Origin of the sequence: Flavivirga amylovorans, assembly GCF_030540875.1 — a bacterium.
Taxonomy (GTDB): domain Bacteria; phylum Bacteroidota; class Bacteroidia; order Flavobacteriales; family Flavobacteriaceae; genus Flavivirga; species Flavivirga amylovorans.
Genome location: NZ_JAUOEM010000001.1, coordinates 813,199 through 838,612, shown reverse-complemented (window position 1 = coordinate 838,612; position 25,414 = coordinate 813,199). Strand labels below are relative to the sequence as shown.

The window sequence follows — 25,414 nt, the reverse complement described above, 5'->3', positions numbered from 1 at the left end:
TTTATAAGTAAGACAGTGAGGCAACCTTCTAATCCCTAACTAATTATACCACCCTTTATTAAATTTATTCACTTGCTTTAATTAGCATTTCTACCAGTAATCATAGGTTGTTCGCTACCATTTAAGAAAAACTTACCATGGCGTAAACGCCCGTTTAAATTGATATTATCCAGAAAATCTATACCTACTATGGTATTACAATTCAAAATAGGTACAGTAGTACTTGTTATTGCTGTTGTATTAAAAGAGATGTTTAAATCGGCTATATTATCACTACTGCTGTTATTTGTAGCATTACCACTTAGTACGAGTGTTGCCGTAGTATCTCCGTTACTTAAAACAAACTGTGGTGTAAGACCTGGTGATAAATTCCCGATGGTAAAACCGCCATCTAAAATATCATCATTATTAACATCTGCGAACGTATCATTGGAGACATTATATATGAATGGGCTGGTGTTAGTAGCTATACTACCATTATTAATTGGTGCTTCTTCGTAATTATCTGCTTCACCTACTGCAAATTCTATGATACTATCGCTAACCAATCCACTTACATATAGTTTTGATCCATTAGCATTAAAGGCTAAACCACGAGGTATGGCTTCAAAAGTTGTTACCGAAAATTCTTCTGAGGCTCCAGAGTAAACCGCCGTGGAGACATCAAAACCTGTATTTAAATTATATTCTACTACGGCATCTCCACTGTTTCCTATAACAAACATTTTAGTGCCGTCTGTATTAAAAGCTAACCCTGTTGGTTCACTCTCTTGAGCTACTACAGAAAATTCTTCAGCCGCTCCAGCGTAAACCATTGTAGAAATATCAAAATTAGCTCGTAAAATATACTCTATTACAGCATCATCAGATACTCCTATAATAAACATTTTACTACCATCTGTATTAAAGGCCAAATCTGTTGGAAAGCTCTCTTGAGAGATAAAACGTCGATGAAAACCACCAGCAAAAACTGCCGTAGAGACATCAAAACCTGTACCTAGATTGTATTGATATAATCCAGAAGAACCGCCAGGACCTATTCCATTAATAATAAATAGTTTAGTGCCGTCTGTACTAAAAGCAAAATTGAGAGGATTTGGAACCTGCCCTCCAAAAAAGAATTCCTGTGAAGCACCGCCGTAAACCGCTGTTGAGACATCAAAACCTGTACTTAAATTATATTCTACTACGGCATCACCGCTATCGCCTATAACAAACATTTTGGTGCCATCTGTATTAAATTCGACGCCTCTTAGCTGATTTTCTTGTGCATTTACAGAAAATTGGTTTGAGAATTCAGAAGTAGACACATCAAAAATGTTGGCACATACGATAGCTGAATCTATAAAATCTATACCCGTTGTACTGCTACAATTTAGAGTGGGTGCTGTATTACTTGTTACAGCTGTTGCATTAAATACAATATTTAAAGTGGCTATACTATTGCTACTATTATTATTAGCGGCATTACCACTTAATACTAAGGTCGCTCTAGTATCTCCATGACTTAAAACAAATTCTGCTGTAAGACCTGATGGTAAATTACTTATGGTAAAACCGCCATCTAATACATCATCATTATTAGTGTCTGAGAAGGTATCATTAATTATTGTATATACTAATGGCTTGGTATTAGCCATTATATTTCCATTAGTAGCTGTAGCTTCATGATAATTATCTACATCTTGTACAAATTCTAATACATAATTACCTCCAAATAATCCATCCAAAACATATAATTTTGTTCCATTTGTATTAAAAACCAAATCAACAGGAGTTGCTGAATAACCTAAAAGAGAAAATTCTTCTGAAGTTCCTGCGTAAACTGCTGTAGAGACATCAAAACCTGCACTTAAATTATATTCTACTACAGCATCTCCGTTTAGCCCTATAACAAACATTTTGGTTCCATCTGTATTAAATGTTAAACCTGTTGGACTACTTTCTTGTCCTCCTACAAAGAATTCTTCTGAAGCTCCAGCATAAACCGCTGTTGAGACATCGAAACCTGTACTTAAATTATATTCTACTACGGCACCATCATCAACTCCTACAGCAAACATTTTAGTACCGTCTGTATTAAAAGTTAAACCTGTAGGTGATGTCTCTTGACCTCCCACAAAAAATTCTTCCGCTGCCCCTGCGTGAATGGCAGTAGAGACATCAAAAGCAACGCCTAAATTATATTCTACTACAGCATCTCCGTTTAGTCCTATAACAAACATTTTAGTACCTTCTGCATTAAAAGTTAACCCATGAGGATCACTTTCCTGACCTCCTACAAAGAATTGTTCTGCCGCTCCTGCATAAACTGCTGTAGTGGTATCAAAACCAATACTTAAATTATATTCCGCTATAATATCATCATTACCACCAAGACCTTCTGCTATAGCAAACATTTTGGTACCATCTGTGTTAAATGCTAAACCTGTTGGAGAGTCAAGATGTAGCGTTACTTCAAATCTGTTTGAGAATTTAGAAATAGATGATGCATTAAAGGCATCTCCACACGTTATAATTGGTGTACACCCTAAAACGTCTCCTACAAACGTAAATATACCTGCTGTTTGCATAGCATCACGCTGGGTTTGCGCACTACAATACTGCAAACCATTAGCGCCTATGGTAACATTAGGATTACCAAACCCTTGTGCATCCCAGCCTGTTAATGTGGCATCCCAATTAGCTAGTGAAAGACCACTATTATCTAAAAAACCAACACCACTAGTAAGATTACCTATATTCCACGCTCCTAAAGATTGATTAAAGGTAGTTGCATTATTAAACATAGAATTCATATCAATAACACTAGATACATCCCAACTACCGATAGGCTGATTAAATACTGTATTATTGAAAAACATCCCCCCCATATTAGTAACACTAGACACATCCCAATTACCTATAGGTTGATTAAATGCTGAAGAAAGAAACATTAAATTCATATCTACTACATTAGACACATCCCAATTATTTAAAGGCTGATTAAAACTTGTAGCTCTACGAAACATATCATCCATGACAATAACTGAAGACACATTCCAATTGTTTAAAGGCTGGTTAAAACTTGTAGCTCCATTAAAAACTCCTTGCATATTGGTAACCAAAGACACATCCCAGTTGCCTATGGGTTGATTAAATACTGTATTATTGAAAAACATGCCTGTTAAATTGGTTACAGAAGACGTTACCCAATTGCCTATAGGCTGGTTAAACGGGCAATTACTAAACATAAAACCCATGTTAGTTACATTAGAGACATCCCAATTATTTAGGGGCTGGTTAAAAGGTGTATCTCCAAACATTCCTCCCGTAGTAGTAACATTAGAGACATCCCAAGTATTAAATGCCGGTGTACCTACCATAGAAGTACAATTCGCAAACATGAGTATCATATTGAATACTTGACTTAAATTTGGAGCATCAAAAGCTACAACGTCTAGGTTGATACAACTGTGATAAGCACTATGCATAGACAGCCATACAATGCTATTTCCCCATTGATCTATAGACACTATTTTACCGTTATCTGTGTTAGTACCACTAGGTTCAAACTGAATTTGTTCTAAATTTCCTGCTCCAGAAATGGCATTACGTAAAGCTATTTGTATAACACCTGCAGCGTAACCATGAGCGGTTACATCTATAGTAATTCTACCTGTTTGGTTTAAAAGCTCATAACTGCCATCGTTACCTATATCTACATCATAGCGCCCCCCTATTGCAGGTATAATTATGGAGTTGCTATTAGAAACTCCTGCATTGGTTGTATTCCAAGTGGTGATGTACTCTGCTTGTGCCATAGCCCCCATAGAAGACAAGAACACTATGGTTAGCATCTGTAACTTTTTTTGTAATAGGTGCATCATAATTTTATTCATTTATTTTTTACACATTTATACACTTATAATAATAACTATTGTTAAAATAAGTAGGGATAAGCCTTGTAACTCTAAATAAATAGAGCTAACAAGGCTTGCTATTAATCCAACCTAATACCTGTTTTTATTATAGTTTAATGTAATGTCCCCTATACGTATAAAACTTGCTCCTTGAATCGCAACATCTGATACTGTTAGTTTAACAACTATAATAAGTGTATCTCCAGCTACTGCTGACGCTAAAGCTGCATTAAGCGCTATCGTACTTTCTGTAAAAGCTCCTGAGCCAGCTACTGGTCCATTATTTTGTAACGCTACGCCACTTCCTTCTTCAAAGACATCTGCTTCAAAAGAGGCATTTGCCGTTCCTTGAAAATCAATAACCATTGCTGGTGTTGTGCTAGACCAACTATTAAAATCATTAGGGACTGTTAGGCGTAATACCACATCATAATCATTAGTACCTCCATCTGTTTCAAAATTGCTAGCTTCGTAATAATTCATAAATGTGGGTGCTCCCGAATTGTCACTAGTAATGGTAATGACATTACTTGATCCGTCTGCACTAAGTGTTGCTCCGGCATATTCTGCACTAAATACCATTTTATCTGTTACTGTTGCATTGGCGTCTATAAATACCCCACCGTCTGTACCTGTAGACAAAACATTATTGGCATCTGTACTTAACAAGGTAATATCTGCTGTATGATCACTTGTCCCTGATAATGCTACTCCTGTAGCTGTACCATCTGTAGTTACAGCTAATGGTGTTTCTGCAGCTGTAGTTATATCTGCTAAGGCTACACTTACCGTGTTAGCATCTGAATCTGTAATCACTAAATCACTGCCTACTACTGCTAGACTTGCATTGGTGGTATTGGTATCTACGCCTGCTGCGATATCTGCCAAGGCTACTGTGGCTGTATTACCATCTTCTAAGGTGATACTTAAATCATTCCCCACTATACTGAAGTCCGTAACCGTTTGATCATCGGTATCTACGCCTGCCGCTATGTCTGCCAAAGTTACACTTACCGTATTGCCGTCTGAATCTGTAATGACCAAATCACTGCCGACGATGGCAAAAGCTATATTGGTGGTATTGGTATCAATACCTGTTGCTAAACTTGATAATGGGGCACTTACATTATTTCCATCTGAATCTGTAAGTACTAAATCTGTTCCTACGATGGCAAAAGCTGTATTCGTTGTATTCGTATCTACGCCTGCTGCGATATCTGCCAAGGCCACTGTGGCTGTATTACCATCTTCCAAGGTGATGCTTAAATCATTCCCCACTATACTGAAATCTGTAACGGTTTGATCATCCGTATCTATGCCTGCCGCTATGTCTGCCAAAGTTACACTTACCGTATTGCCGTCGGAATCTGTAATGACCAAATCACTGCCTACTATGGCAAAAGCTGTGTTCGTCGTATTAGTGTCTACACCTGCTGCTATGTCTGCCAAGGCTACTGTGCTTGTATTACCATCTTCCAAGGTGATGCTTAAATCATTCCCAACTATACTGAAGTCGGTAACCGTCTGGTCATCCGTATCTACACCTGCTGCGATATCCGCCAAGGTTGCACTTACCGTATTGCCGTCGGAATCTGTAATGACTAAATCACTGCCTACTATGGCAAAAGCTGTGTTCGTTGTATTAGTGTCTACACCTGCTGCGATATCTGCTAAGGCTACTGTTGCGGTATTACCATCTTCCAAGGTGATACTTAAATCATTCCCCACTATACTGAAGTCTGTAACCGTCTGGTCATCCGTATCTACGCCTGCGGCTATGTCTGCCAAAGTTGTACTTACTGTGTTACCATCTGAATCTGTAATTACCAAATCTGTTCCTACTATGGCAAAAGCAGTGTTCGTTGTATTGGTATCTACACCTGCTGCTATATCTGTCAAGGCTACTGTGGCGGTATTACCATCTTCTAAGGTGATACTTAAATCATTCCCAACTATACTGAAGTCTGTAACCGTCTGGTCATCCGTATCTACGCCTGCCGCGATATCTGCCAAGGCCACTGTGGCGGTATTACCATCTTCCAAGGTGATACTTAAATCATTCCCAACTATACTGAAGTCCGTAACCGTCTGGTCATCCGTATCTACACCTGCGGCTATGTCTGCCAGAGCTGCACTTACCGTATTGCCGTCTGAATCTGTAATGACCAAATCACTGCCGACGATGGCAAAAGCTATATTGGTGGTATTGGTATCAATACCTGTTGCTAAACTTGATAATGGGGCACTTACGTTATTCCCATCTGAATCTGTAAGTACTAAATCTGTTCCTATTATAGCAAAAGCTGTATTCGTTGTATTGGTATCTACGCCTGCTGCAATATCTGCCAAGGCCACTGTGGCGGTATTACCATCTTCCAAGGTGATACTTAAATCATTCCCAACTATACTGAAGTCTGTAACCGTCTGGTCATCCGTATCTACGCCTGCCGCTATATCTGCCAAAGCTGCACTTACCGTGTTGCCGTCGGAATCTGTAATGACCAAATCACTGCCTACTATGGCAAAAGCAGTGTTCGTTGTATTGGTATCTACGCCTACTGCGATATCTGACAAGGCCACTGTTGCGGTATTGCCATCTTCTAGCGTAATGCTTAAATCATTCCCCACTATACTAAAATCTGTAACCGTCTGGTCATCCGTATCTACGCCTGCGGCTATGTCCGCCAAAGCTGCACTTACCGTATTGCCATCTGAATCTGTAATGACCAAATCACTGCCTACTATAGCAAAAGCAGTGTTCGTTGTATTCGTATCTACGCCTACTGCGATATCTGCCAAGGCCACTGTGGCTGTATTACCATCTTCCAAGGTGATACTTAAATCATTCCCTACTATACTGAAATCTGTAACCGTCTGGTCGTCCGTATCTACGCCTGCGGCTATGTCTGCCAAAGTTGTACTTACCGTATTGCCATCTGAATCTGTAATGACCAAATCACTGCCTACTATGGCAAAAGCAGTGTTCGTTGTATTGGTATCTACACCAGCTGCGATATCTGCTAAGGCTACTGTGGCGGTATTACCATCTTCCAAGGTGATACTTAAATCATTCCCCACTATACTGAAGTCTGTAACCGTCTGGTCATCCGTATCTACTCCTGCCGCTATGTCTGCCAAAGCTGCACTTACCGTGTTGCCGTCGGAATCTGTAATGACCAAATCACTGCCTACTATGGCAAAAGCTGTATTAGTTGTGTTAGTGTCTACTCCTGATGCGATATCTGCCAAGGCTACTGTGGCAGTATTACCATCTTCCAAGGTGATACTTAAATCATTCCCCACTATACTGAAATCTGTAACCGTCTGGTCATCCGTATCTACGCCTACTGCGATATCTGCTAAGGCTACTGTTGCGGTATTACCATCTTCCAAGGTGATACTTAAATCATTCCCCACTATACTGAAGTCTGTAACCGTCTGGTCATCCGTATCTACACCTGCGGCGATATCTGCCAAAGTTGCACTTACCGTATTGCCGTCTGAATCTGTAATGACCAAATCACTACCTACTATAGCAAAAGCAGTGTTTGTTGTATTGGTATCTACACCAGCTGCGATATCTGCTAAGGCTATTGTGGCGGTATTACCATCCTCTAAGGTGATACTTAAATCATTCCCTACTATACTGAAGTCTGTAACCGTCTGGTCATCCGTATCTACGCCTGCCGCTATGTCTGCCAAAGCTGCACTTACCGTATTGCCGTCGGAATCTGTAATGACCAAATCACTGCCTACTATGGCAAAAGCTGTATTAGTTGTGTTAGTGTCTACTCCTGCTGCGATATCTGCTAAGGCTACTGTTGCGATATTACCATCTTCTAGCGTAATGCTTAAATCATTCCCTACTATACTGAAATCTGTAACCGTCTGGTCGTCCGTATCTATATTTGCCAAGGGAACTATTCTTCTATTACCTCTTTCTAGTTCAAGCTCTAAATTATTTCCAACTACAGTAAAATCTATAATATTTTGATTATCTCGGGCTTCAAGAGTAACATCTCCTAATAAAGCATTAGAGTCCCCACTCACTATAATTGAGTTACCAGGTGAAGTAATATTTCCATCCCCTGTTAAGCCTGCCACATTTACCTCAACATTAACATCTTCGAACATAGAATTGGTTGGTGTTCCAGAAATAGTTACTGTATTGCCTGTAGATGTTAATGTTCCATCTGCTGTACCCGCAGTTATTAAAGCATTGTCAATATATGAACCGCCATCGGTTCCTGTAGTAATAAGGTTACCTACATCAATACTTGTAACATCTGCAGTTTGATTGACCCCTAACTCATTAACATAAGTAATAAGACCATTGGTATTGTTTTGTGATAAATTAGTAGCCGTTTCATTAGCTGTAACTAACGCCCCTACATTAAGCACCGTAGCCCCTCCATCCTCATCATTATAAGTTATAGTTCCCAATACTTGATTTATACTGATTGATGTTACAGTTTCTAAATTATCAATAATCGGAGCTAAATCTATTTGTGTAACTACGCCATCCTCATCCATATAATCCAAATTCCTTCCATCTACATTTAAACCTATAGTAGTCAAGGTTTCGTTGGCATTTACAATATTGGTAATGTTGTTTATTACATCTTGAAGGGTCACATTAACATCTGTATTACCATCGTTATCTATATCTATAGTATTATCGGTAATGTTGATATTATCTGAATTTGCATAAATCGTTATGGAATTTGTTACGCCATCTTCATCTGTATAGGTTAATGTGCCTGTTGCTTGGTCACTCGTTAAGGACGTTAGCGTTTCCAGATTAGCAATAATTGCTGACAAGTCTATTTGAGTAACAACACCATCCTCATCCATGTAATCCAAATTAATACCGTCTGCATTTAAACCTAATGTTGTTAAAGTTTCATTGGCATTTATAATGGTAGTTATGTTATTTATTACATCCTGTAACGTGACATTAACATCGGTATTACCATCGTTATCTATATCAATAGTATTATCGGTAATGTTGATATTATCTGAATTAACAGAAATAGCAACTATATTGGCAACACTATCCTCATCGGTATAAGTTACGGTACCATCTCCATTATCTACCAATGAGGTCAATGTCTCTGCATTGTTTATTACCGTAGAAAGGTCTACCGTACTTTGGTCACCATTTTCATCCATATACTCTAACGTAATACCATCTGCTCGAAGCCTAAAAGTTGTAAGTGTTTCGAATGTTGATACATCTTCATCATTAACAATTCTTTTCCAAGCAGCACTAGACTCTACCCAATAATAATATCCAGGGGTTACGTCCCCAATTGTTTCTGTTGCATACACAATAAGACTGTTTACATTGCCGTTAGTTATTGTTGTAACATCTGTTGTACTTTGTAATGCAACTCTTGGGATAAGCAACCCCTTATCTGATGCCGTAATATCTAATTGAGCAGAGTTATCTGGAAGTGTGTTCCCAATACCAACCTGCGCATTGGTTAATGCAGAAAAAGATAGGCATACTAATAATCCTAAAAGTTTAATTGTTTTCATAAGCAGAAAAATTTACTTTAATATTTTATGGTTATTTATTTTTTGTTGAACCAAGTATTATTTTACTTAGTCCTTGAATTTATATTTAGATGTACTCACACCTCTTAATACATTTGTCAAAGGTTATCCTAATAACATTCTATGCAAAGAATAAACCTACAAGTAGGCGTTTTCATGCAACGAGCAACCGAAATAAGAAACAAACGGAAAACAAAAATTACTTAATACGCTTTTAAAGGCTTCAATGCGATAAGTACAATAAGGTTTATCATTCATGTATTGGAACTGTAAATCCGAATGTAGTCCCTTGAGCCATCCCTTTATGAGGTTTTACCCATATCTTGCCTTGACAGCTTTCCAAAAGATTTTTAACCAACTGTAAACCAATACCCCAACTGGATATTAATTGAAGTTTATTATTTAATGACGCTTTTGTTCTCAATGGGATTTCAAACAGGTTTTTTATTTCATATTCGGTTAGCCCCTTCCCTTTATCTGTTACAGATATTATTAAATTATTAGCCTGCTTAGAACCGTTTATATCTATGACACTAAATTTGGGAGCTGCTTTTATAGCATTAGATAATAAATTACGAATTGCTGTATCTACAATAGAAACTGGTAAAACTTGTTTTTTGCACAATGCATCGGATAAACTCACAAAAACTTTTAAATGCTTTTCAGAAATAGGTTGTTTCATTAAATCTATATTTCTATTAATAAAACATTCTATTGATATTAGATGTAAATCATCATCTCCATGAATCAGCTTGTTTTTTGCACAAAGCAAAATATTGTCTATAAAACTGAGAGTATTGGTTATTTGCAGATCTAACTCCTTTAAAGCTTTTTTAAAATCTTGTTCCTTATAGTTTTCATCCAATTGAACCCGCGATAAAGTATTTTTAATATTTACCAAAGGCAATCTATAGTCATGAGATATTATTGGAATGAAAATTTCCTTAACAAAGTTTAGTGCTTTTTCCTGAGAACTTATCTGTAGGTTTTGTTGTCTTAGACGCTTACTAAGTGTCGTCTTGTTTTTTCTGAATTCATTAACACATAGTAAAAATACTATTGCTAATATAATAGCTGTTAATCCCAAAAAAATTAAAACTATATGCTGGTGTGTTGATAATAATTGAGTCATACTGAATTGGATTTGTTTGTTTTTTTTAATAATAATTCAACCCCCGTTTAGAAGAGAGTCAACATGAATATCTGATCGCTTTTTTAGAGTACTTATTATGAATTGCACCGTGTTATATGCATTAAAAATGAATGTAACATCTGAGCTTGAACTATCTAAGTTTAAAATAAACCTCTCTAAAACTGAATTATTTCGTCGTTAGACCTTCGTTCTCTTTTGGATTGATCGATAAAGATGTGTTATTGAATACTTCATGGTAGCATTTAAAAAGAAATGGAGCGTAATTTGATTCATTGTTTGTAGGTTTTATTGGTGCTTTTTATTTTTTGAACAGCTATCAAAACAGTATTAACAGCTTTTCATCTGTTTAAATTTCTATTATTTTTATAAGTCAGATGTAATTCGCCAATAATCATCTCGGTTGGTATCACCTTATTTATTATGGCTCATTTTATAAAGTTTTATTATATACTTTACAACTAGACTTTAAAAATTGAAAAATGTGAGGGAGTAAGCTTTTTAGAGCAACTTTTTATACAAGTATTACCTTATTCAAGCATTATAATTTCATGTAAAATTAGCAAGTGAAGCTTACTTAAATAGTGGCGATTAAGGGAACGGCAGGTTTCATTTGCTAATAGGTACTTATACGCAAACTTCTGGTAGTTTAATAATACAAGACATATTAGTAAGCTTTAGAAAGTAAACAAAATGCATTAGATAATACTATTATATTACTTATAGCAACATAAATAGTCTATTTCTTTTCTTAGATATAAAGAAGTTTTATAATTTGTTTACTTTTACTTACATCAACTTTACAGGCACTTTAAAATGACTATTGTAATAATAGACGACGACATACACGACATAGAATATTGTAAGGAATTATTAGCGAAAAACTTTACCTATTTTGAGACCGTTATATGCTTCACAAACCCTATTGAAGGGTTACAATACCTCAACAAGCATAAACCAGATTTGTTAATTGTAGATGTTGAAATGCCCGATTTAAATGGTCTCGATTTACTTACACACTTGAAGTCTCCAAATACTGAGGTTGTCTTTTGTACTGCACACGATAAGTTTGCTATTGAAGCTTATCGTCATTTTGCCATCGGATTTTTATTAAAACCTTTTAATGAAGCTAAGTTTATTAGCACAATAACTAAAGCTTTACAACGATTGCCCAACAATAAAATAGATAGCATAAATAACAAACTACTTATTGATAGTCTTGCTTTAGAGAATAAAAAAATTGCTATTCCTACATTGGGATGTATCTATTTTTCAAAAACAATAGATATTGTTCGGCTAGAAAGCCTAGATGGCTATGCGAAAATATATCTAGTAGATGGCACTATTTATTTAAGTTCTTATGGTATTAAGCATTTTGAAAACTTTTTAACGATGCCTTTGTTTTTTAGAACGCATAAATCTCACTTGGTGAATCTCAAAAAAATTAAAAAGTTCTTTCCCGACGGCACATTAGTACTAGATAACGATGAACATATTCCTGTAGCAAGGAGAAGGAGAAAAGTTTTATTGGAAATTTTTGATAAACAAAGTCAAAACCCCTACGTTAAATCAGATTAAAAAGCAACTAATAAGGAATTTTAATAGTAACTCGTGTGCCCCTTTGTCCTTCATTCTTTAAATCTTCGGTTATAATTTCATAGCCAAATTTTCTTTTAGTTGTTTGGTTCATCAGTTTTAACCTTTCATACAATATTTGTGTTGCGTAGGGTTGATGTTCTTGATTCGTTTCTCCTCTGTTTTCAATATTGTAAATCCCTAAACCATTATCCTTTATGGTCAATATTAACTGCTTTGTCCGAATAACCTTTTCAATTTTCAAAATGATGAGTTTGTCTTTTTGTTCTATAGGAAAAGCATGTAAAATGCAATTCTCTATTATAGGCTGCAAAATCATGGAGGGAATAAAAGTGTTATTGATATTAATTTTTGGTTCACATTGAATGGCAAAAACAATTTTATTTCCCCCTTCAGCATTAATTAGTATTATATAATTCTTAATATATTGTATTTCTTTTGAGAGAAGAATATTATCATTTCTGGTTATATCTAAAGTAAACCGCATAAGGCTGGAAAAAGCAGATACATAATTTTCCAATTCGGACAATTTCCCTTCTCTTATCTTTTTCCTTACCATATTTAACATGTTAAACATAAAATGTGGATGCATTTGAGTTCTTAATGATTTTCGCTCCAACTCAACCATGGCTAGGTATAATCGATATTTTTTTCGTTGCTTAAGCGTACGGTTTAATATACCATAACTAAATAATCCCAGAAATAATAGCGCTACAATAACCTGAACCCAAAGCTGTTTATAAAAAACCTCTGATACATGAACGTTGTAAAGCAACTCATTGGATGATTCTAACCCTGCCGAATTTAACCCTTTAATCCTCAAAGCATAATGTCCCGGGGGTATTGATAACAATTTTAGCGTAGTTTGATTGCCCAAGTTTATCCAATCGTTCGTAAATCCATCCAACTTATATAAATACCGATTGTTTTCCGTATTAAAACAATCGTTAATAGTATATGAAATTGAAAGCGAATTTCTATTGTAAGGTAAATTGAAACGATACCCGGCTTCATTTAAGACATCTATTCTTATCTCTTTTTCTTTATCATTATCGTAATATTCAAACTTGGTAGGGAATATTTTGATTTTTTCGGGTACTGTGCCACCATTAATACTATCGAATGCTATGATGCCATTAACTCCTCCAAAGTATATTTTATTTTTTGATGATTTGAAGTATGAATTTTGGTTAAAATCATTAAAAGTTAGTCCGTCTTCTATAAAAAACGAAGCTACTTTGTTAGTCTTTTTATCATATTTGAAAAGCCCTCCATAGGTACTAAACCACATATTTCCATTAGCATCCTCTATGATCCCAATCACATTAGAATTGGTAAGTCCAAATGTTCTGTCTATAGTCAGTATTTTTTTTAAATCTTTGTCTACACAAATTGCTCCCACGTCTGTAGCCAACCATAAGTTTTTTTGTTGATCCAGAAGAATCATATAAATTTTATTGGTAGGAAAATCTAATGTACTGTTATCATCATCTTTTTTAAGAGTTAAAAACGTTCCCGTTTTTAAATCCTTTATAAATAGTCCGTTCCTATCTGTAGTAATATATAATTTATCTTCTGTTTTATGAAGGTCTCTTACAAAAACCTCCTGATTATTATTAACTGGAAGTATCGATAATTCTCTGAATTCTTTTTGCTTAGTATTAAACTCTTGAAGACCAAAATTACTGGCAATTAAAAAGGTAGAGTCTGTATGTTTTAGGATATCATAGTATTGTAAATTACCTAATTTCCAATGTGTATCAAAAGCATGATGTTCAAGAATCTTATCTTCAAGAAAATTTATTTTTGTAAGCTTTTTATTCTCGCCTATACACCATGCTGTAGAATCGCTGGTTTTTAAAAACGATCTGATGTAATTTAACGACGGAAAAACATTCTTTGGTACATCAGCGCCACCATCATTATTATTAGAATGTTTAAGTTTAAATATTCCTGAATAACTAGCTATGAGGATATCTTCATTTGGTAATTCCAAAAACCCTCTTGTACTTACATTTCGTTTCTTAAAATCATAAAGAATTTTATGGAACCCACTCTTCCTAAATCTTATTTTACTAATTCGATTATAACTACTTACATAGATAATGTCGTTCTTATCAATTACAACATCGTCGATCGCATAAGAAAATGGGATTTCATATGTTTTTTTTAGATGAAAACTCTTGTTTATTTCTTCCATTTTATAGAAGCATAATTTTTTCCCAAAGTCATCAACACCTATTAAATCGGCATAGCTCTTTAATAGGGGGTTTTGGTCTTTGGTAATGACAATCATCTCTTGCAAAGGCAGATTGACTATCTGTATATGTAAATCTTTTATAAAATTAACTCCATAAACGTCTCCTTTATATGTATAATGTGTTTCTTTAGATTTAGGAAAAATGTCACCATCATTTGTAATGAGCAAACCATCACCACCATTAAATTCCCATTCGGGATTCATGTACTCATGCTTCTTATAATTTATTGTAGCAGTAAAATCTGCAATTAAATTTACTTTTCCATTTTCAAGGATAAATAGTTTGCGTCCTTGCCTGCACAAGATTTTACTGCAGTCGATCACCCTTTCAAAAATCAAAAAATTCCTCATAAAATAGGTAGTATCCAAATACTCAGGGGCTATTTCAGGGATTTCATATTTTTCAATTGAGAAAAAACGATCTGCTTTTAAAATCTGGTTATTAACAGTAGCCATCCATACATTTCCATTGCAACCTTCGATAAAGTTGGTTACCGCAAATTCCTCCCCTTTTAAAAGCTGTTTGAAGTTTATCTTATCAAAACTTTTATCTAAACTTTCATTCGATACAAAAACCCCAGTATCGGCACATACCCATATCCTGTGCCAGCTATCAAAAAAAATTACATGTATTATTTTGGGTGGATTTTTTTTATGTTTCTCTAAAAAAGAAGAAAGGATGGCGTGGGTTTCAAAATCCTTTATCAAACCATTATTGGTAGAATACCATAAAAACCCATGATGATCTACCCCTATTTTATTTCTAATTTTTGGTGTTTCTCCATTCGTGTTAACACCAATATTTCTTATAGTATATTCCTGTCCATAAAATAAAGTGCTGAAAATTAGAAAATATATAAAAAGAGGAAGTTTCATTATTCAAGGCAGCCCATTTAAAAAGTGAGTGTATAGATTTATACCGTTTCTAATTAGAAACAGTATTGCTTATTGCTAAGATAAACTTTTAGCTTGTTTATAAATATTATGATGCATTCAAAAAATTAAATAAATAGACCAAATATCTTCAAAATATAGTGTTAACCAATTATTTGATAAATTTAATAGAATCGTCGTAGATACAAACTATATACTTCTAACCTTATACCATAAATACATTTTCAATAAAGGTTTTACTTGTTTTTATAATAATTATTAACGCTCATTGATTTAATAGCCCACTTGCAAAATTATACAGGCCGTTCGTATAATTGAAATAGATCCATTCATTTTTAAAAAATAGTTTTATCAAACTTTTATTAATTAAAAACTGGTCAATGGAAATTATACCTACATCTTTTCAAAAACTATCTACTTTGCTTGTCATGATGTTCATTATCTACATAGCATTTATAACTTTTGCCTTTGTTATTCACTTTACATTTTGCTACATAAGAGATTATAAAAGTTTCAAAAAGAAGAAAAAGGTAGATACATAAATCTGCTACTCTGATACAATTTAAGGATTTATAGGTCATGTTTTTTGTGAAGGTGCTTTATTTTAATTTAACTTTTTACTTGATAATTTACCTCCATTGATTACTTTCAAATAAAGAATTTCTTGAAACGGACTATCCTCGGCAAAGCCTCGAGGAATTCTTTTCGATTAAATACCAGAATTCAGTATATTAATCTTTATAAGCAATTGGTAACGCTATTTTAAACTTGACTGCTAATAACCTGGTTACTATAACTACCACGCCAGATATTATAAAAACAAGATTATTTTCTATAGGTAATTCACTTAATAAAAAATAGGTAATGCCTCCAAGTATACAAGCGGTAGCATAAATTTCTTTTCTAAAAATAACAGGGATTTCATTACACAAAATATCACGTAAAACACCACCAAAACTAGCGGTCATAGTCCCTAAAGCTATGCAAATAATAGGGTGCAATTCAGCATTCAATCCTTTTTCTATACCAACTAAAGTATATAAACCTATACCAATAGTATCAAATAAAAATAAAGAGGTCCGTAAATAGTTGATTTTACTTCTAAAAAGTATTGCAAAAACAGCAGACGCTATAATAACATAAGTAAACGTAATATCTTTCATCCAACCTACTGGCGTGTTACCTATAAGTAAATCTCTAAGTGTACCACCGCCAACCGCTGTAACAAATCCAATAATAAGAATTCCGAATAAATCCATTTTTTTATTGATTGCCACCAATACACCAGAAATAGCAAAAGCAATGGTTCCTAAAATATCTATGGTGTAAAACATATTTTTAATTTTATTTATATGCTCAGTATAAGCGATGTAATCTCTTTTTCTAAAAAAAGTGGTTCTCTTAATTATTATCACAAATTACGCTTTAGATCCCTCGGCTCTACTCGGGATAAGCGATTCACACACGTTTTCTAAAAAGAAAAAGTGGTTCTCTTATTGTTATCACAAATTACACTTTAGATCCCTCGACTACGCTCGGGATAAGCGATTCACACACGTTTTCTAAAAAGAAAAAGTGGTTCTCTGCTTACATGTCTTGAGTGTAAAAATTGTAATCTTTTAAAATAACATCAATAAATTGAGTATTCGTTTTTTGTTTCACATCCTTTATCCCAACGACTTCAACTATTTTTGTTCTCAACTTTATTAATGTTTTATAATCATTTGCAGCTCTTGCTGTAATAAATGTATCTTTTATAATACGAGCATCATTATCAGATAATTTAATAACATCAGGATATGTTGGTTTGTAATCTTGTTTTAAATTCTCTAAAATAGTATGACTGATATTCACACTATCTTTTAACATTATCACTGCAGTACCTGCTGCCATATCCCCTATTCTTTGCGTTTTTTTATTAGACAGCATCACGAAGAAACCCAATCCAAATATATAAACGTCTACAATTCTAAAAAACCAACGTACCACATAATCAGACAATGATGCTTGGTATCCATCAATTTTAACGACTCTAATTTTAAGAGCCCGTTTACCAATAGTTTGTCCCTGAAAAAAAGCCTCTAAAGTCAAAGTATAAAACATAACAGGGAAACTCAAAATCGTATTAATACCGATTTGTGACCATTCGTCCATCCCTTCAAAAACACCAAATATTTTATTTAAAATTAATAAATATCCAATTTTAATAATCATATCCAGTATAAATGCTAGCAATCTTTCTCCACCACCTGCAGCATTGAACGTTATTTTCACATTTTGGGTCGTGTTAATTTGTAACTCTGACATTTTATATTTTAATTTATCAAATATATGAGGGAAGTTTCATTTATTAAGCAAAATAAGGAAAAATGGTTAAGTTTTGAAAGGGCTGTCTTTAATAATGATTTTGAAGACCCCGACGAACTTGCCTCACAGTACATTCATTTAATAAATGACCTAGCCTATGCGCAAACCTACTACCCTAAAAGTAAGGTTATTATATACCTTAATCAGTTAGCCGCCAAAGCATTTCAAAAAATTTATAAAACTAAACGGGAAGATACCAATAGAATTGTTGGATTTTGGAAAACCGAAGTGCCACTAATTTGCTATCAATACCGAAAATTTATTTACATCGCGTTTATCATCTTTTTTGCTTTTACCTTTATTGGGGTTATTTCTGCCGCTAATGATGGAGAATTTGTACGTTCGGTATTAGGAGATAACTACGTAGACATGTCTATAGAAAATATTGAAGCCGGAGATCCCGTAGCCGTTTATAAAAGTGGTAGTAATTGGGGGAGTTTTATTGGTATTACTATAAACAACCTACGTGTTGGTATTATTGCATTTGTTTTAGGCGTTTTTTTAGGAATTGGTACACTCTACATTATGTTTAAAAACTGCATCATGTTAGGATCGTTTCAATACTTCTTTTACGAAAAAGATGTTTTATGGGAAAGTGTTCGTGGTATTTGGATACATGGCGCTATGGAAATTTTTGCTATAGTTATTGAAGCTGCTGCTGGTCTTATTCTAGGAGCCAGTATTTTATTTCCTGCAACGCATTCCAGATACACGTCATTTAAACAAGGCGCAAAAACGGGTATTAAAATTTTAATAAGCACCTTTCCTTTTACCTTTTTCGCTGGGTTTTTGGAAGGTTTTATTACACGGTATTCCAACATTATGCCTAATTGGTTATCAACAGGGATCATATTAATAACACTAAGCATTATTAGTTATTACTATTTAGTTTACCCTTTTAAAGTCCAGAAACAAATTACCCAACCCCAAATTACAAGCCCAACTCTTAATTGAAATTCAATAGATTACATATAATCTTCTTTTTGTTTGCGATAGTTTGTTGCTACCAAAATGCTTTTAGTTCTAACACACTACAAAGACCTGAACAAATAAGACAATTTGATGACGATTTTAAAGACCGATATTCTAGTGATAAATACAATTATGACGGTAGAAAGGTAGTACGTGAAACCGAAGTTGGTTCTGGTAAATATGAAGACTACAAAAGTGGAAAGGTAAGGCAACGAGAAAAAAACAACACAGAAGACATTAGTATAAACCTTGGCCCTCTTGGCTGGTTATTTTATCTAGCTATAGGCATAGCGGTTGTTTATTTGGTATACATTTTACTAAATGAAGGTGGTTCGGGTTTATTTTCTTCAAGAAAAAACAAACCCCTTAACAATTATAACGAAATAACAGCAGAAAACATTGAGCATGCAGATATACATACGCTAATAAAAAATGCTGAAAACGATAATAATTACAGGTTAGCCATTAGATATTACTACCTATTGGTTTTAAAAACACTCAGTTTAAAAAATCATATAAAATTTGAAGACGATAAAACTAATAGCGAATATTTAAACGAAATAAGTGAGAAGCCTTTTAATGAGAAATTCGCATACATCTTATATTTATACAATTATATCTGGTATGGTAAATTCACACTAAATATAGAGCAATATAACAAGGCGAAAAATAATTTTTTAACACTTTTAAACCTGGTAAAATAATGAAGAAAATTTTACCTATACTCGTCATAATTGTTGCTCTGGTGGTAACAGCTGCTGTAGTCATTGGTGTTAAGAGAACTAAAACTGTAAATTGGGAGGAATCTTTTAACGAAAAAAGTAATGAGCCTTACGGACTTAGTGTATTCTATAAAGAATTGTCAAATCTTTTTAAAGATTCTAAAATCCGGACAGTTTTCCATCAACCAGGTAGTTATTTAAGTGTTAATTCTGAAGATGGTTATGGAGAGCATGTCGCAGAAGGGAACTATATAATTATTGGGAATTCTGATTATTTAGAAGATGATTCGGTAGATGAATTATTAAACTTTGTTGATGCTGGTAACACATTATTTATCTCCGATTATTATTTTTCTCAAAAGATCCATGACACTTTAAACATTGATATCGATTATATTGAAAATGAAAAAAAGGACAGTATATCATACGAATCGCTTGAATATGTAAATATAGAAAGTACAATTATAGATAAAAATAGAGGTGATAGTTATTTTTCTCGCTTCGATAGTATAAATTTTAAGGTACTTGGGCACTCTAAAATCGATTACAAGCATGTAAACTTTATTCAGGTTCCTTTTGGAGATGGAAATATATACTTACACCTAGAACCAAAAGCTTTTACAAATTATAACATTTTAAAGGAAGACAGGTACAAATATGTAGAAGGCTTAATATCCTATTTACCAGAAAACAATGTGTATTTTGATTCCTATACAAAAATACAAACAGGGTATGATGGTGAGGTTGAAAAAGAATCTAATTTAAGCTGGTTTTTGGAACAGTTATCATTTAGATGGGCATGGTATACGGCTTTAATTTTTGGTCTTTTATTTATGATATTTAATGCAAAACGCAGACAACGTATTATAAAAATTATAAAACCACTACAAAATACCACCATAGCTTTTGTAAAAACGGTATCTAATTTATATTATGATATTCAAGATCATAAAAACTTAATTGATAAAAAAATAACGTATTTTTTAGAAAAAATAAGAACTGATTATAATTTAGATACATCTACACTAAATGATGAATTTATAATAAAACTGGCAGCTAAAACTGGTAAGAAAAAAGATGATGTTAAAAAATTAATCAACTATATTAATTGGCTTAAATCAAAAAATGAATTTTTTGAAGAAAACCTAATCAAATTAAATAAGCATATTGAAGCTTTTTATACTACATAATTATGGACGAAAATAGAGAATCTCAAGACCATCAGGATTTTTTACCAAAATCAGACACCATATCATCGATTGATAGTAGTGCCTTGGATGATACCAATAATTTGCAATTTCAAAATCGTTTAGATTTAACTGAACTTCAACAAAGTGTCAACAAAATAAAACAAGAAGTTGGTAAAATAATTGTTGGCCAAAAAGACATGGTAGATATGTTAATTGCATCGCTTTTAGCTAAAGGACACTCACTTATAGAAGGTGTTCCCGGCGTTGCAAAAACGGTTACAGCTAAGCTCTTAGCAAAATCTTTAAGTGTTGGTTTTAGTCGTATTCAATTCACGCCAGATTTAATGCCTAGTGATATTTTAGGAACTTCGGTTTTTAATTTAAAAACAACAGAATTTGAATTTAAAAAGGGGCCTATTTTTTCGAATATGATTCTTATTGATGAAATCAATAGAGCGCCTGCCAAAACACAAGCAGCATTATTTGAAGTTATGGAAGAACAACAAATTACAATTGATGGCAATAAATTTAAACTAGATGCCCCATTTATTGTTCTTGCAACTCAAAACCCAGTAGAACAAGAAGGAACATATAGATTACCTGAAGCGCAATTAGATCGATTTTTATTTAAAATTGATGTTAACTATCCTAATTTAGATGAAGAAATAGAAATACTCTCTAGAGAACATGAATTAAAAGATAAGTTAAAAACAGATGCTATTACCCCTTTTTTAACTGGCGATCAAATAGTAAAATACCAGAACTTGGTCAGTCAGATTGTAGTAGAAAAACATTTACTTAAATACATTGCAGAGCTTATTGTAGCAACTCGTAGCAATCAATTTTTATATTTAGGAGCATCGCCTAGAGCATCCATTGCCATATTAAAGTCCAGTAAAGCATTTGCCGCTATGGCTGGACGTGATTTTGTAACTCCTGAAGATATAAAACGTGCTGCTATCCCTGTATTACACCATAGAGTTATTGTTACACCAGAACGAGAAATGGAAGGTGTTTCAAGCAAACAAATTATAAAACAAATTATTGAAACCGTAGAAATACCACGTTAGTTCTCATTAAACAGTATTCAGTCTCAGTAATCAGTAATCAGTAATCAAAATAAGAAAACAATGTCATTCTGAGCAAAGCGAAGAATCTCACTTTTAACTTTTAACTTTTAACTTTTAACTTTTAACTTTTAACAAATCTTGAAATTTTTTAAACCATTCTATATACAACCACGCTTTTTTTACGCAGGCATTGGCATTGTGGTATTGTTTGCTTTAAGTTATTTCATTCCTTTATTATTCAACATAGCGCAGCTTTTTATATTAGTGCTTGCGCTCTTATTCTTTTTAGATTTTCTAATTGTCTTTATTGGAAAAAACAAAATTGAAGCGACTAGAATACTACCAGATAAGTTTTCAAACGGTGATAAAAATCAGATAAAATTAAATATAACAAATAACTATTCTATTTCTGTTTATTTAGAAGTCATTGATGAAATTCCTGAACAATTTCAGGTTAGAGATTTTAAAATCAAGGAAAGCATTCCTTCACGTAAAACAAGGGGCATTCAATATGATTTAAAACCCATTGAACGTGGGGAGTATCATTTTGGATTTCTAAACATATATGCTTCCTCTGTTATAAATTTAGTTGCAAAGCGTTATACTTTCAACGAAGGTGCTATGGTACCTACCTACCCTAGTTTCAAACAATTAAAAAAGTTTGAGCTTTTAAATATTAATAAAAACTCACTAGAATATGGACTTAAAAAAGTAAGGCGCCTTGGACATTCTATGGAGTTTGAGCAAATTAAAGATTATGTTTTAGGAGACGATTTACGTACTATAAACTGGAAAGCAACAGCTAAGAAAAACCAACTGATGGTCAATCAGTTTCAAGATGAAAAATCGCAACCTGTATATTCTATTATAGATAAAGGGCGTATAATGAAAATGCCTTTTAACGGTTTAAGTCTTTTAGATTATGCCATTAATGCTGCTCTTGTTATTAGTAATGTTGTTTTAAAAAAGCATGACAAAGCTGGTATGTTTTCATTTTCTAAAAACATAGACAACGTTGTTGTTGCAGAAAGAAGAAGTTCACAGATGCAACTTATTTTAGAATCCCTTTACAATGTTAAAACTGATTTTTTTGAAAGTGATTTTAGCAGATTATACGGTAGTATAAAGCGCCACATTACTCATAGAAGCCTTATTTTAATGTATACTAACTTTGAGACTCTAGATGGTTTAAACAGGCAATTACCGTATTTAAAAGCCATTTCTAAAAGTCATCTATTGGTAGTTGTTTTCTTTAAGAACACAGAACTTAGTACTTTAATTAACGAAAAGGCTGAAACAGTACAACAAGTTTACGATAAGGTCATTGCCGAAAAATTCGCATTTGAAAAACGTCTTATTGTAAACGAATTAAAAAAATATGGCATCCATTCCATTTTAACAACACCAGAAAATCTTACCATAGATACTATTAATAAATACTTAGAAATTAAAGCAAGAGGATTACTTTAGAATACAGAACTCATTTAGATTTTTTGGATTTAAGCGAAAATTAGAAGTTTTTGCCTATGTTAAAGATTTTTTTTAGTTGCATAACAGATCTTGATATCGTTCTCCATCATGTTAATTTACCTCTGAATACTAAATAAAACTAAAAAAGTGACTTAAAAGTCGCTTTTATATTCTACTGCTGTAGTGAATGATTCAAATCACTTGCTAAATCTTTGTTTTTTTGGAGTCTAATCCTAGATATTTAGTGTCATATTTACACCTATTTTTTATATCCGCGACAAATTTAATTTATAATTAACAGTTGTTTCTATAAATTTTATTGATAGTTTTTATATTTTTATAGCCTAAATTGATTATCTATGACTATTACCCAATTATATTATGTTTTAGCTGTTGCCGAAAATCAAAATTTTACTAAAGCAGCAGAAAAATGCTTTGTTACGCAACCTACATTAAGCATGCAAATTCAAAAGCTTGAAGACCAATTAGATGTGTTGATTTTCGATCGTACTAAAAAACCAATTGAGCTAACCGATGTTGGTAAAAAAATTGTAACTCAGGCAAGAAATATTGTAAATGAATCTTATAGAATTCAAGATATTGTAGATCAACAGAAAGGTTTTATTGGAGGCGAGTTTAAACTTGGTATTATCCCAACCATCATGCCAACATTACTTCCTATGTTCTTAAATAATTTCATAAAAAAACATCCAAAAGTTAAACTAAAAATTGAAGAGTTAACAACAGAAGAAATCATTTCGAGAATTAACGACGGCCATTTAGATGCTGCTATAGCTGCCACACCCTTAGAAGATGAAAACATAAAAGAACGTGTTCTTTATTTTGAGCCATTTGTAGGTTATATTCCTAAAAATCATAGACTCTATAATCACAAAAAAATAGATGTCTCTGAATTGGATATTGATGATATGCTCTTACTTGAAGATGGGCATTGCTTTAGGGATGGAGTTATTAACCTTTGTAAAGCATTTAAAAATCAAACGGATGATCAATTTCAACTAGAAAGTGGTAGTATAGAAACACTTATAAAGCTTTCAAATGAAGGATTAGGAATGACACTCTTACCTTATTTACATACTATAGATATTAACGAAAAAGAAAAAGAAAATCTACATCATTTTAATGAACCCTCTCCTGCCAGAGAAGTGAGCCTTATTTATCATAAAAGTGAATTGAAAATGCAGATTATTGAAGCTTTACAAGACGTTATATCTGGAGTTATTAGAGGAGCTATTGCTTTTCAAAATGTAAAAATTATTAGTCCTTTACCTAAATAATGGATTAGTACGAAATAGATTAACAGTTTTTAGATAAACTAAAAAGAGCTTCCAAATTTGGAAGCTCTTTCTTTTTATATACTCAATACTACTATAAAGTAAAGTATTTTATTTTTTTGCTTGTACTGGTGCATTTAGTTTCATACTCATTTCCATAGAAATAGCAGAACGCTCATACTTAACTTTACCAGACATGGTTTCTATAACGCAGCTACCATCTTTATCGTTTAGCTCTAAGACTTTACCGTGTAAACCACTTTTTGTAATTATTTTATCTCCTTTTTTTAATTCGGCTGCAAATTTCTTTTCTTTTTTTGCACGTTTCATTTGTGGTGCAATCATAAAGAAATATACGACTACAAACATTAATATAAATGGCATAAATTGCCCTATTCCTTCTCCCATTTTATTTCGCTTGAATTGTTGGTGTTACAGGCTTTTTAGCTGCTGCATTCGGATCTGGTTTTACAAAAGCAGTAATTTTTACTGTTTCCGATCCTTTTTCTGTATTTGCTGTAACTGTTATTGTTTTAGAAACCTTGTTAGATCCGCTTCCATTAAATTGAACAGAAAATTGACCTGACTCTCCTGGTTGCAAAGGTTCTCTACTCCAATCTTGAGGTACTGTACATCCGCAGGTACTCTTAATATCAGTAATAACCAAAGGAGCATCTCCTGCATTTTTGTACTTAAAAACTGTTGATACTTTAGTTTTAGCTTCAATTTCCCCAAAATCATGTTCTTTTTCTTCAAACTCAATTATAGGAAATTTAGATGCACTTGCATCTCTTACCGCAGCTTCCGCTACATTTTTTTCATCAATTTTCTTAGCAGCATTTTCTTTACAAGAAGTAAATGCAATTAAGCACAATGCGCTTAATCCTAATATTATTTTTTTCATTGTTAAATTTTTTGTCATTTGCGACGTAAAAATAGTAATTATTTAATCTATTAAAAACTTTTA

Annotated in this window: 15 protein-coding genes; 7 read left to right on the top strand and 8 right to left on the bottom strand. The window is 33.4% G+C overall.

The window, feature by feature from the left end:
- Positions 1-77 precede the first annotated feature (77 nt).
- The 3 genes from Q4Q39_RS03360 to Q4Q39_RS03350 all read right to left on the bottom strand — a co-directional run bounded on the left by Q4Q39_RS03360 (position 78) and on the right by Q4Q39_RS03350 (position 10,593).
- The gene (locus Q4Q39_RS03360; RefSeq protein WP_303280951.1) at positions 78-3,869 is read right to left on the bottom strand and encodes a BspA family leucine-rich repeat surface protein; all 3,792 of its coding nucleotides are present in this window, start codon (positions 3,867-3,869) and stop codon (positions 78-80) included.
- A gap of 123 nt (positions 3,870-3,992) precedes the next feature.
- Positions 3,993-9,443: a beta strand repeat-containing protein gene (locus Q4Q39_RS03355; RefSeq protein WP_303280950.1), complete on the bottom strand. Its 5,451-nt coding sequence runs from the start codon at positions 9,441-9,443 to the stop codon at positions 3,993-3,995.
- A 268-nt stretch (positions 9,444-9,711) separates the two neighbouring features.
- On the bottom strand, positions 9,712-10,593 hold the full coding sequence (locus Q4Q39_RS03350; protein ID WP_303280949.1) for a sensor histidine kinase: 882 nt from the start codon (positions 10,591-10,593) through the stop codon (positions 9,712-9,714).
- 834 nt (positions 10,594-11,427) lie between these two features.
- Here Q4Q39_RS03350 and Q4Q39_RS03345 point away from each other — a divergent pair.
- On the top strand, positions 11,428-12,189 hold the full coding sequence (locus Q4Q39_RS03345; RefSeq protein WP_303280948.1) for a LytR/AlgR family response regulator transcription factor: 762 nt from the start codon (positions 11,428-11,430) through the stop codon (positions 12,187-12,189).
- 7 nt (positions 12,190-12,196) lie between these two features.
- On the opposite strand, the gene Q4Q39_RS03340 is transcribed toward Q4Q39_RS03345, so the two are convergent.
- From Q4Q39_RS03340 to Q4Q39_RS03330, 3 genes are all read right to left on the bottom strand, one after another.
- Entirely contained in the window at positions 12,197-15,343 is a 3,147-nt protein-coding gene (locus tag Q4Q39_RS03340; protein ID WP_303280947.1) for a sensor histidine kinase, read from the bottom strand.
- 749 nt (positions 15,344-16,092) lie between these two features.
- The gene (locus tag Q4Q39_RS03335; protein WP_303280946.1) at positions 16,093-16,695 is read right to left on the bottom strand and encodes a trimeric intracellular cation channel family protein; all 603 of its coding nucleotides are present in this window, start codon (positions 16,693-16,695) and stop codon (positions 16,093-16,095) included.
- 253 nt (positions 16,696-16,948) lie between these two features.
- On the bottom strand, positions 16,949-17,668 hold the full coding sequence (locus tag Q4Q39_RS03330) for an RDD family protein (protein ID WP_303280945.1): 720 nt from the start codon (positions 17,666-17,668) through the stop codon (positions 16,949-16,951).
- A 24-nt stretch (positions 17,669-17,692) separates the two neighbouring features.
- On the opposite strand from Q4Q39_RS03330, the gene Q4Q39_RS03325 reads away from it, so the two are divergent.
- The 6 genes from Q4Q39_RS03325 (at position 17,693) to Q4Q39_RS03300 (ending at position 24,450) form a co-directional block, all read left to right on the top strand.
- Entirely contained in the window at positions 17,693-18,682 is a 990-nt protein-coding gene (locus Q4Q39_RS03325) for a stage II sporulation protein M (protein WP_303280944.1), read from the top strand.
- 29 nt (positions 18,683-18,711) lie between these two features.
- Entirely contained in the window at positions 18,712-19,404 is a 693-nt protein-coding gene (locus tag Q4Q39_RS03320; RefSeq protein ID WP_303280943.1) for a hypothetical protein, read from the top strand.
- Entirely contained in the window at positions 19,404-20,612 is a 1,209-nt protein-coding gene (locus tag Q4Q39_RS03315) for a DUF4350 domain-containing protein (RefSeq protein ID WP_303280942.1), read from the top strand. The genes Q4Q39_RS03320 and Q4Q39_RS03315 overlap by 1 nt, the downstream gene beginning before the upstream one ends.
- Positions 20,613-20,614: 2 nt before the next feature.
- The gene (locus Q4Q39_RS03310; protein WP_303280941.1) at positions 20,615-21,682 is read left to right on the top strand and encodes an AAA family ATPase; all 1,068 of its coding nucleotides are present in this window, start codon (positions 20,615-20,617) and stop codon (positions 21,680-21,682) included.
- Positions 21,683-21,820: 138 nt separating this feature from the next.
- Positions 21,821-23,152, top strand: coding sequence for a DUF58 domain-containing protein (locus Q4Q39_RS03305; RefSeq protein WP_303280940.1), 1,332 nt, complete (start codon positions 21,821-21,823; stop codon positions 23,150-23,152).
- A gap of 359 nt (positions 23,153-23,511) precedes the next feature.
- On the top strand, positions 23,512-24,450 hold the full coding sequence (locus tag Q4Q39_RS03300) for a hydrogen peroxide-inducible genes activator (protein WP_303280939.1): 939 nt from the start codon (positions 23,512-23,514) through the stop codon (positions 24,448-24,450).
- A 108-nt stretch (positions 24,451-24,558) separates the two neighbouring features.
- Here Q4Q39_RS03300 and yajC read toward each other — a convergent pair whose 3' ends face one another.
- Entirely contained in the window at positions 24,559-24,855 is a 297-nt protein-coding gene (gene yajC / locus Q4Q39_RS03295) for a preprotein translocase subunit YajC (RefSeq protein ID WP_303280938.1), read from the bottom strand.
- 1 nt (position 24,856) lies between these two features.
- A complete protein-coding gene (locus tag Q4Q39_RS03290; RefSeq protein ID WP_303280937.1) occupies positions 24,857-25,351 on the bottom strand; it encodes a DUF1573 domain-containing protein in 495 nt (164 codons plus the stop codon).
- Positions 25,352-25,414 lie beyond the last annotated feature (63 nt).

What these genes read in the sequence shown, in the direction of transcription:
- yajC (WP_303280938.1), bottom strand. Translation starts at nt 24,855, where the DNA reads ATGGGAGAAGGAATAGGGCAATTTATGCCATTTATATTAATGTTTGTA.
- Q4Q39_RS03310 (WP_303280941.1), top strand. Translation starts at nt 20,615, where the DNA reads ATGGACGAAAATAGAGAATCTCAAGACCATCAGGATTTTTTACCAAAA.
- Q4Q39_RS03340 (WP_303280947.1), bottom strand. Translation starts at nt 15,343, where the DNA reads ATGAAACTTCCTCTTTTTATATATTTTCTAATTTTCAGCACTTTATTT.
- Q4Q39_RS03315 (WP_303280942.1), top strand. Translation starts at nt 19,404, where the DNA reads ATGAAGAAAATTTTACCTATACTCGTCATAATTGTTGCTCTGGTGGTA.
- Q4Q39_RS03335 (WP_303280946.1), bottom strand. Translation starts at nt 16,695, where the DNA reads ATGTTTTACACCATAGATATTTTAGGAACCATTGCTTTTGCTATTTCT.
- Q4Q39_RS03325 (WP_303280944.1), top strand. Translation starts at nt 17,693, where the DNA reads ATGAGGGAAGTTTCATTTATTAAGCAAAATAAGGAAAAATGGTTAAGT.
- Q4Q39_RS03345 (WP_303280948.1), top strand. Translation starts at nt 11,428, where the DNA reads ATGACTATTGTAATAATAGACGACGACATACACGACATAGAATATTGT.
- Q4Q39_RS03300 (WP_303280939.1), top strand. Translation starts at nt 23,512, where the DNA reads ATGACTATTACCCAATTATATTATGTTTTAGCTGTTGCCGAAAATCAA.
- Q4Q39_RS03350 (WP_303280949.1), bottom strand. Translation starts at nt 10,593, where the DNA reads ATGACTCAATTATTATCAACACACCAGCATATAGTTTTAATTTTTTTG.
- Q4Q39_RS03330 (WP_303280945.1), bottom strand. Translation starts at nt 17,668, where the DNA reads ATGTCAGAGTTACAAATTAACACGACCCAAAATGTGAAAATAACGTTC.
- Q4Q39_RS03360 (WP_303280951.1), bottom strand. Translation starts at nt 3,869, where the DNA reads ATGATGCACCTATTACAAAAAAAGTTACAGATGCTAACCATAGTGTTC.
- Q4Q39_RS03355 (WP_303280950.1), bottom strand. Translation starts at nt 9,443, where the DNA reads ATGAAAACAATTAAACTTTTAGGATTATTAGTATGCCTATCTTTTTCT.
- Q4Q39_RS03290 (WP_303280937.1), bottom strand. Translation starts at nt 25,351, where the DNA reads ATGAAAAAAATAATATTAGGATTAAGCGCATTGTGCTTAATTGCATTT.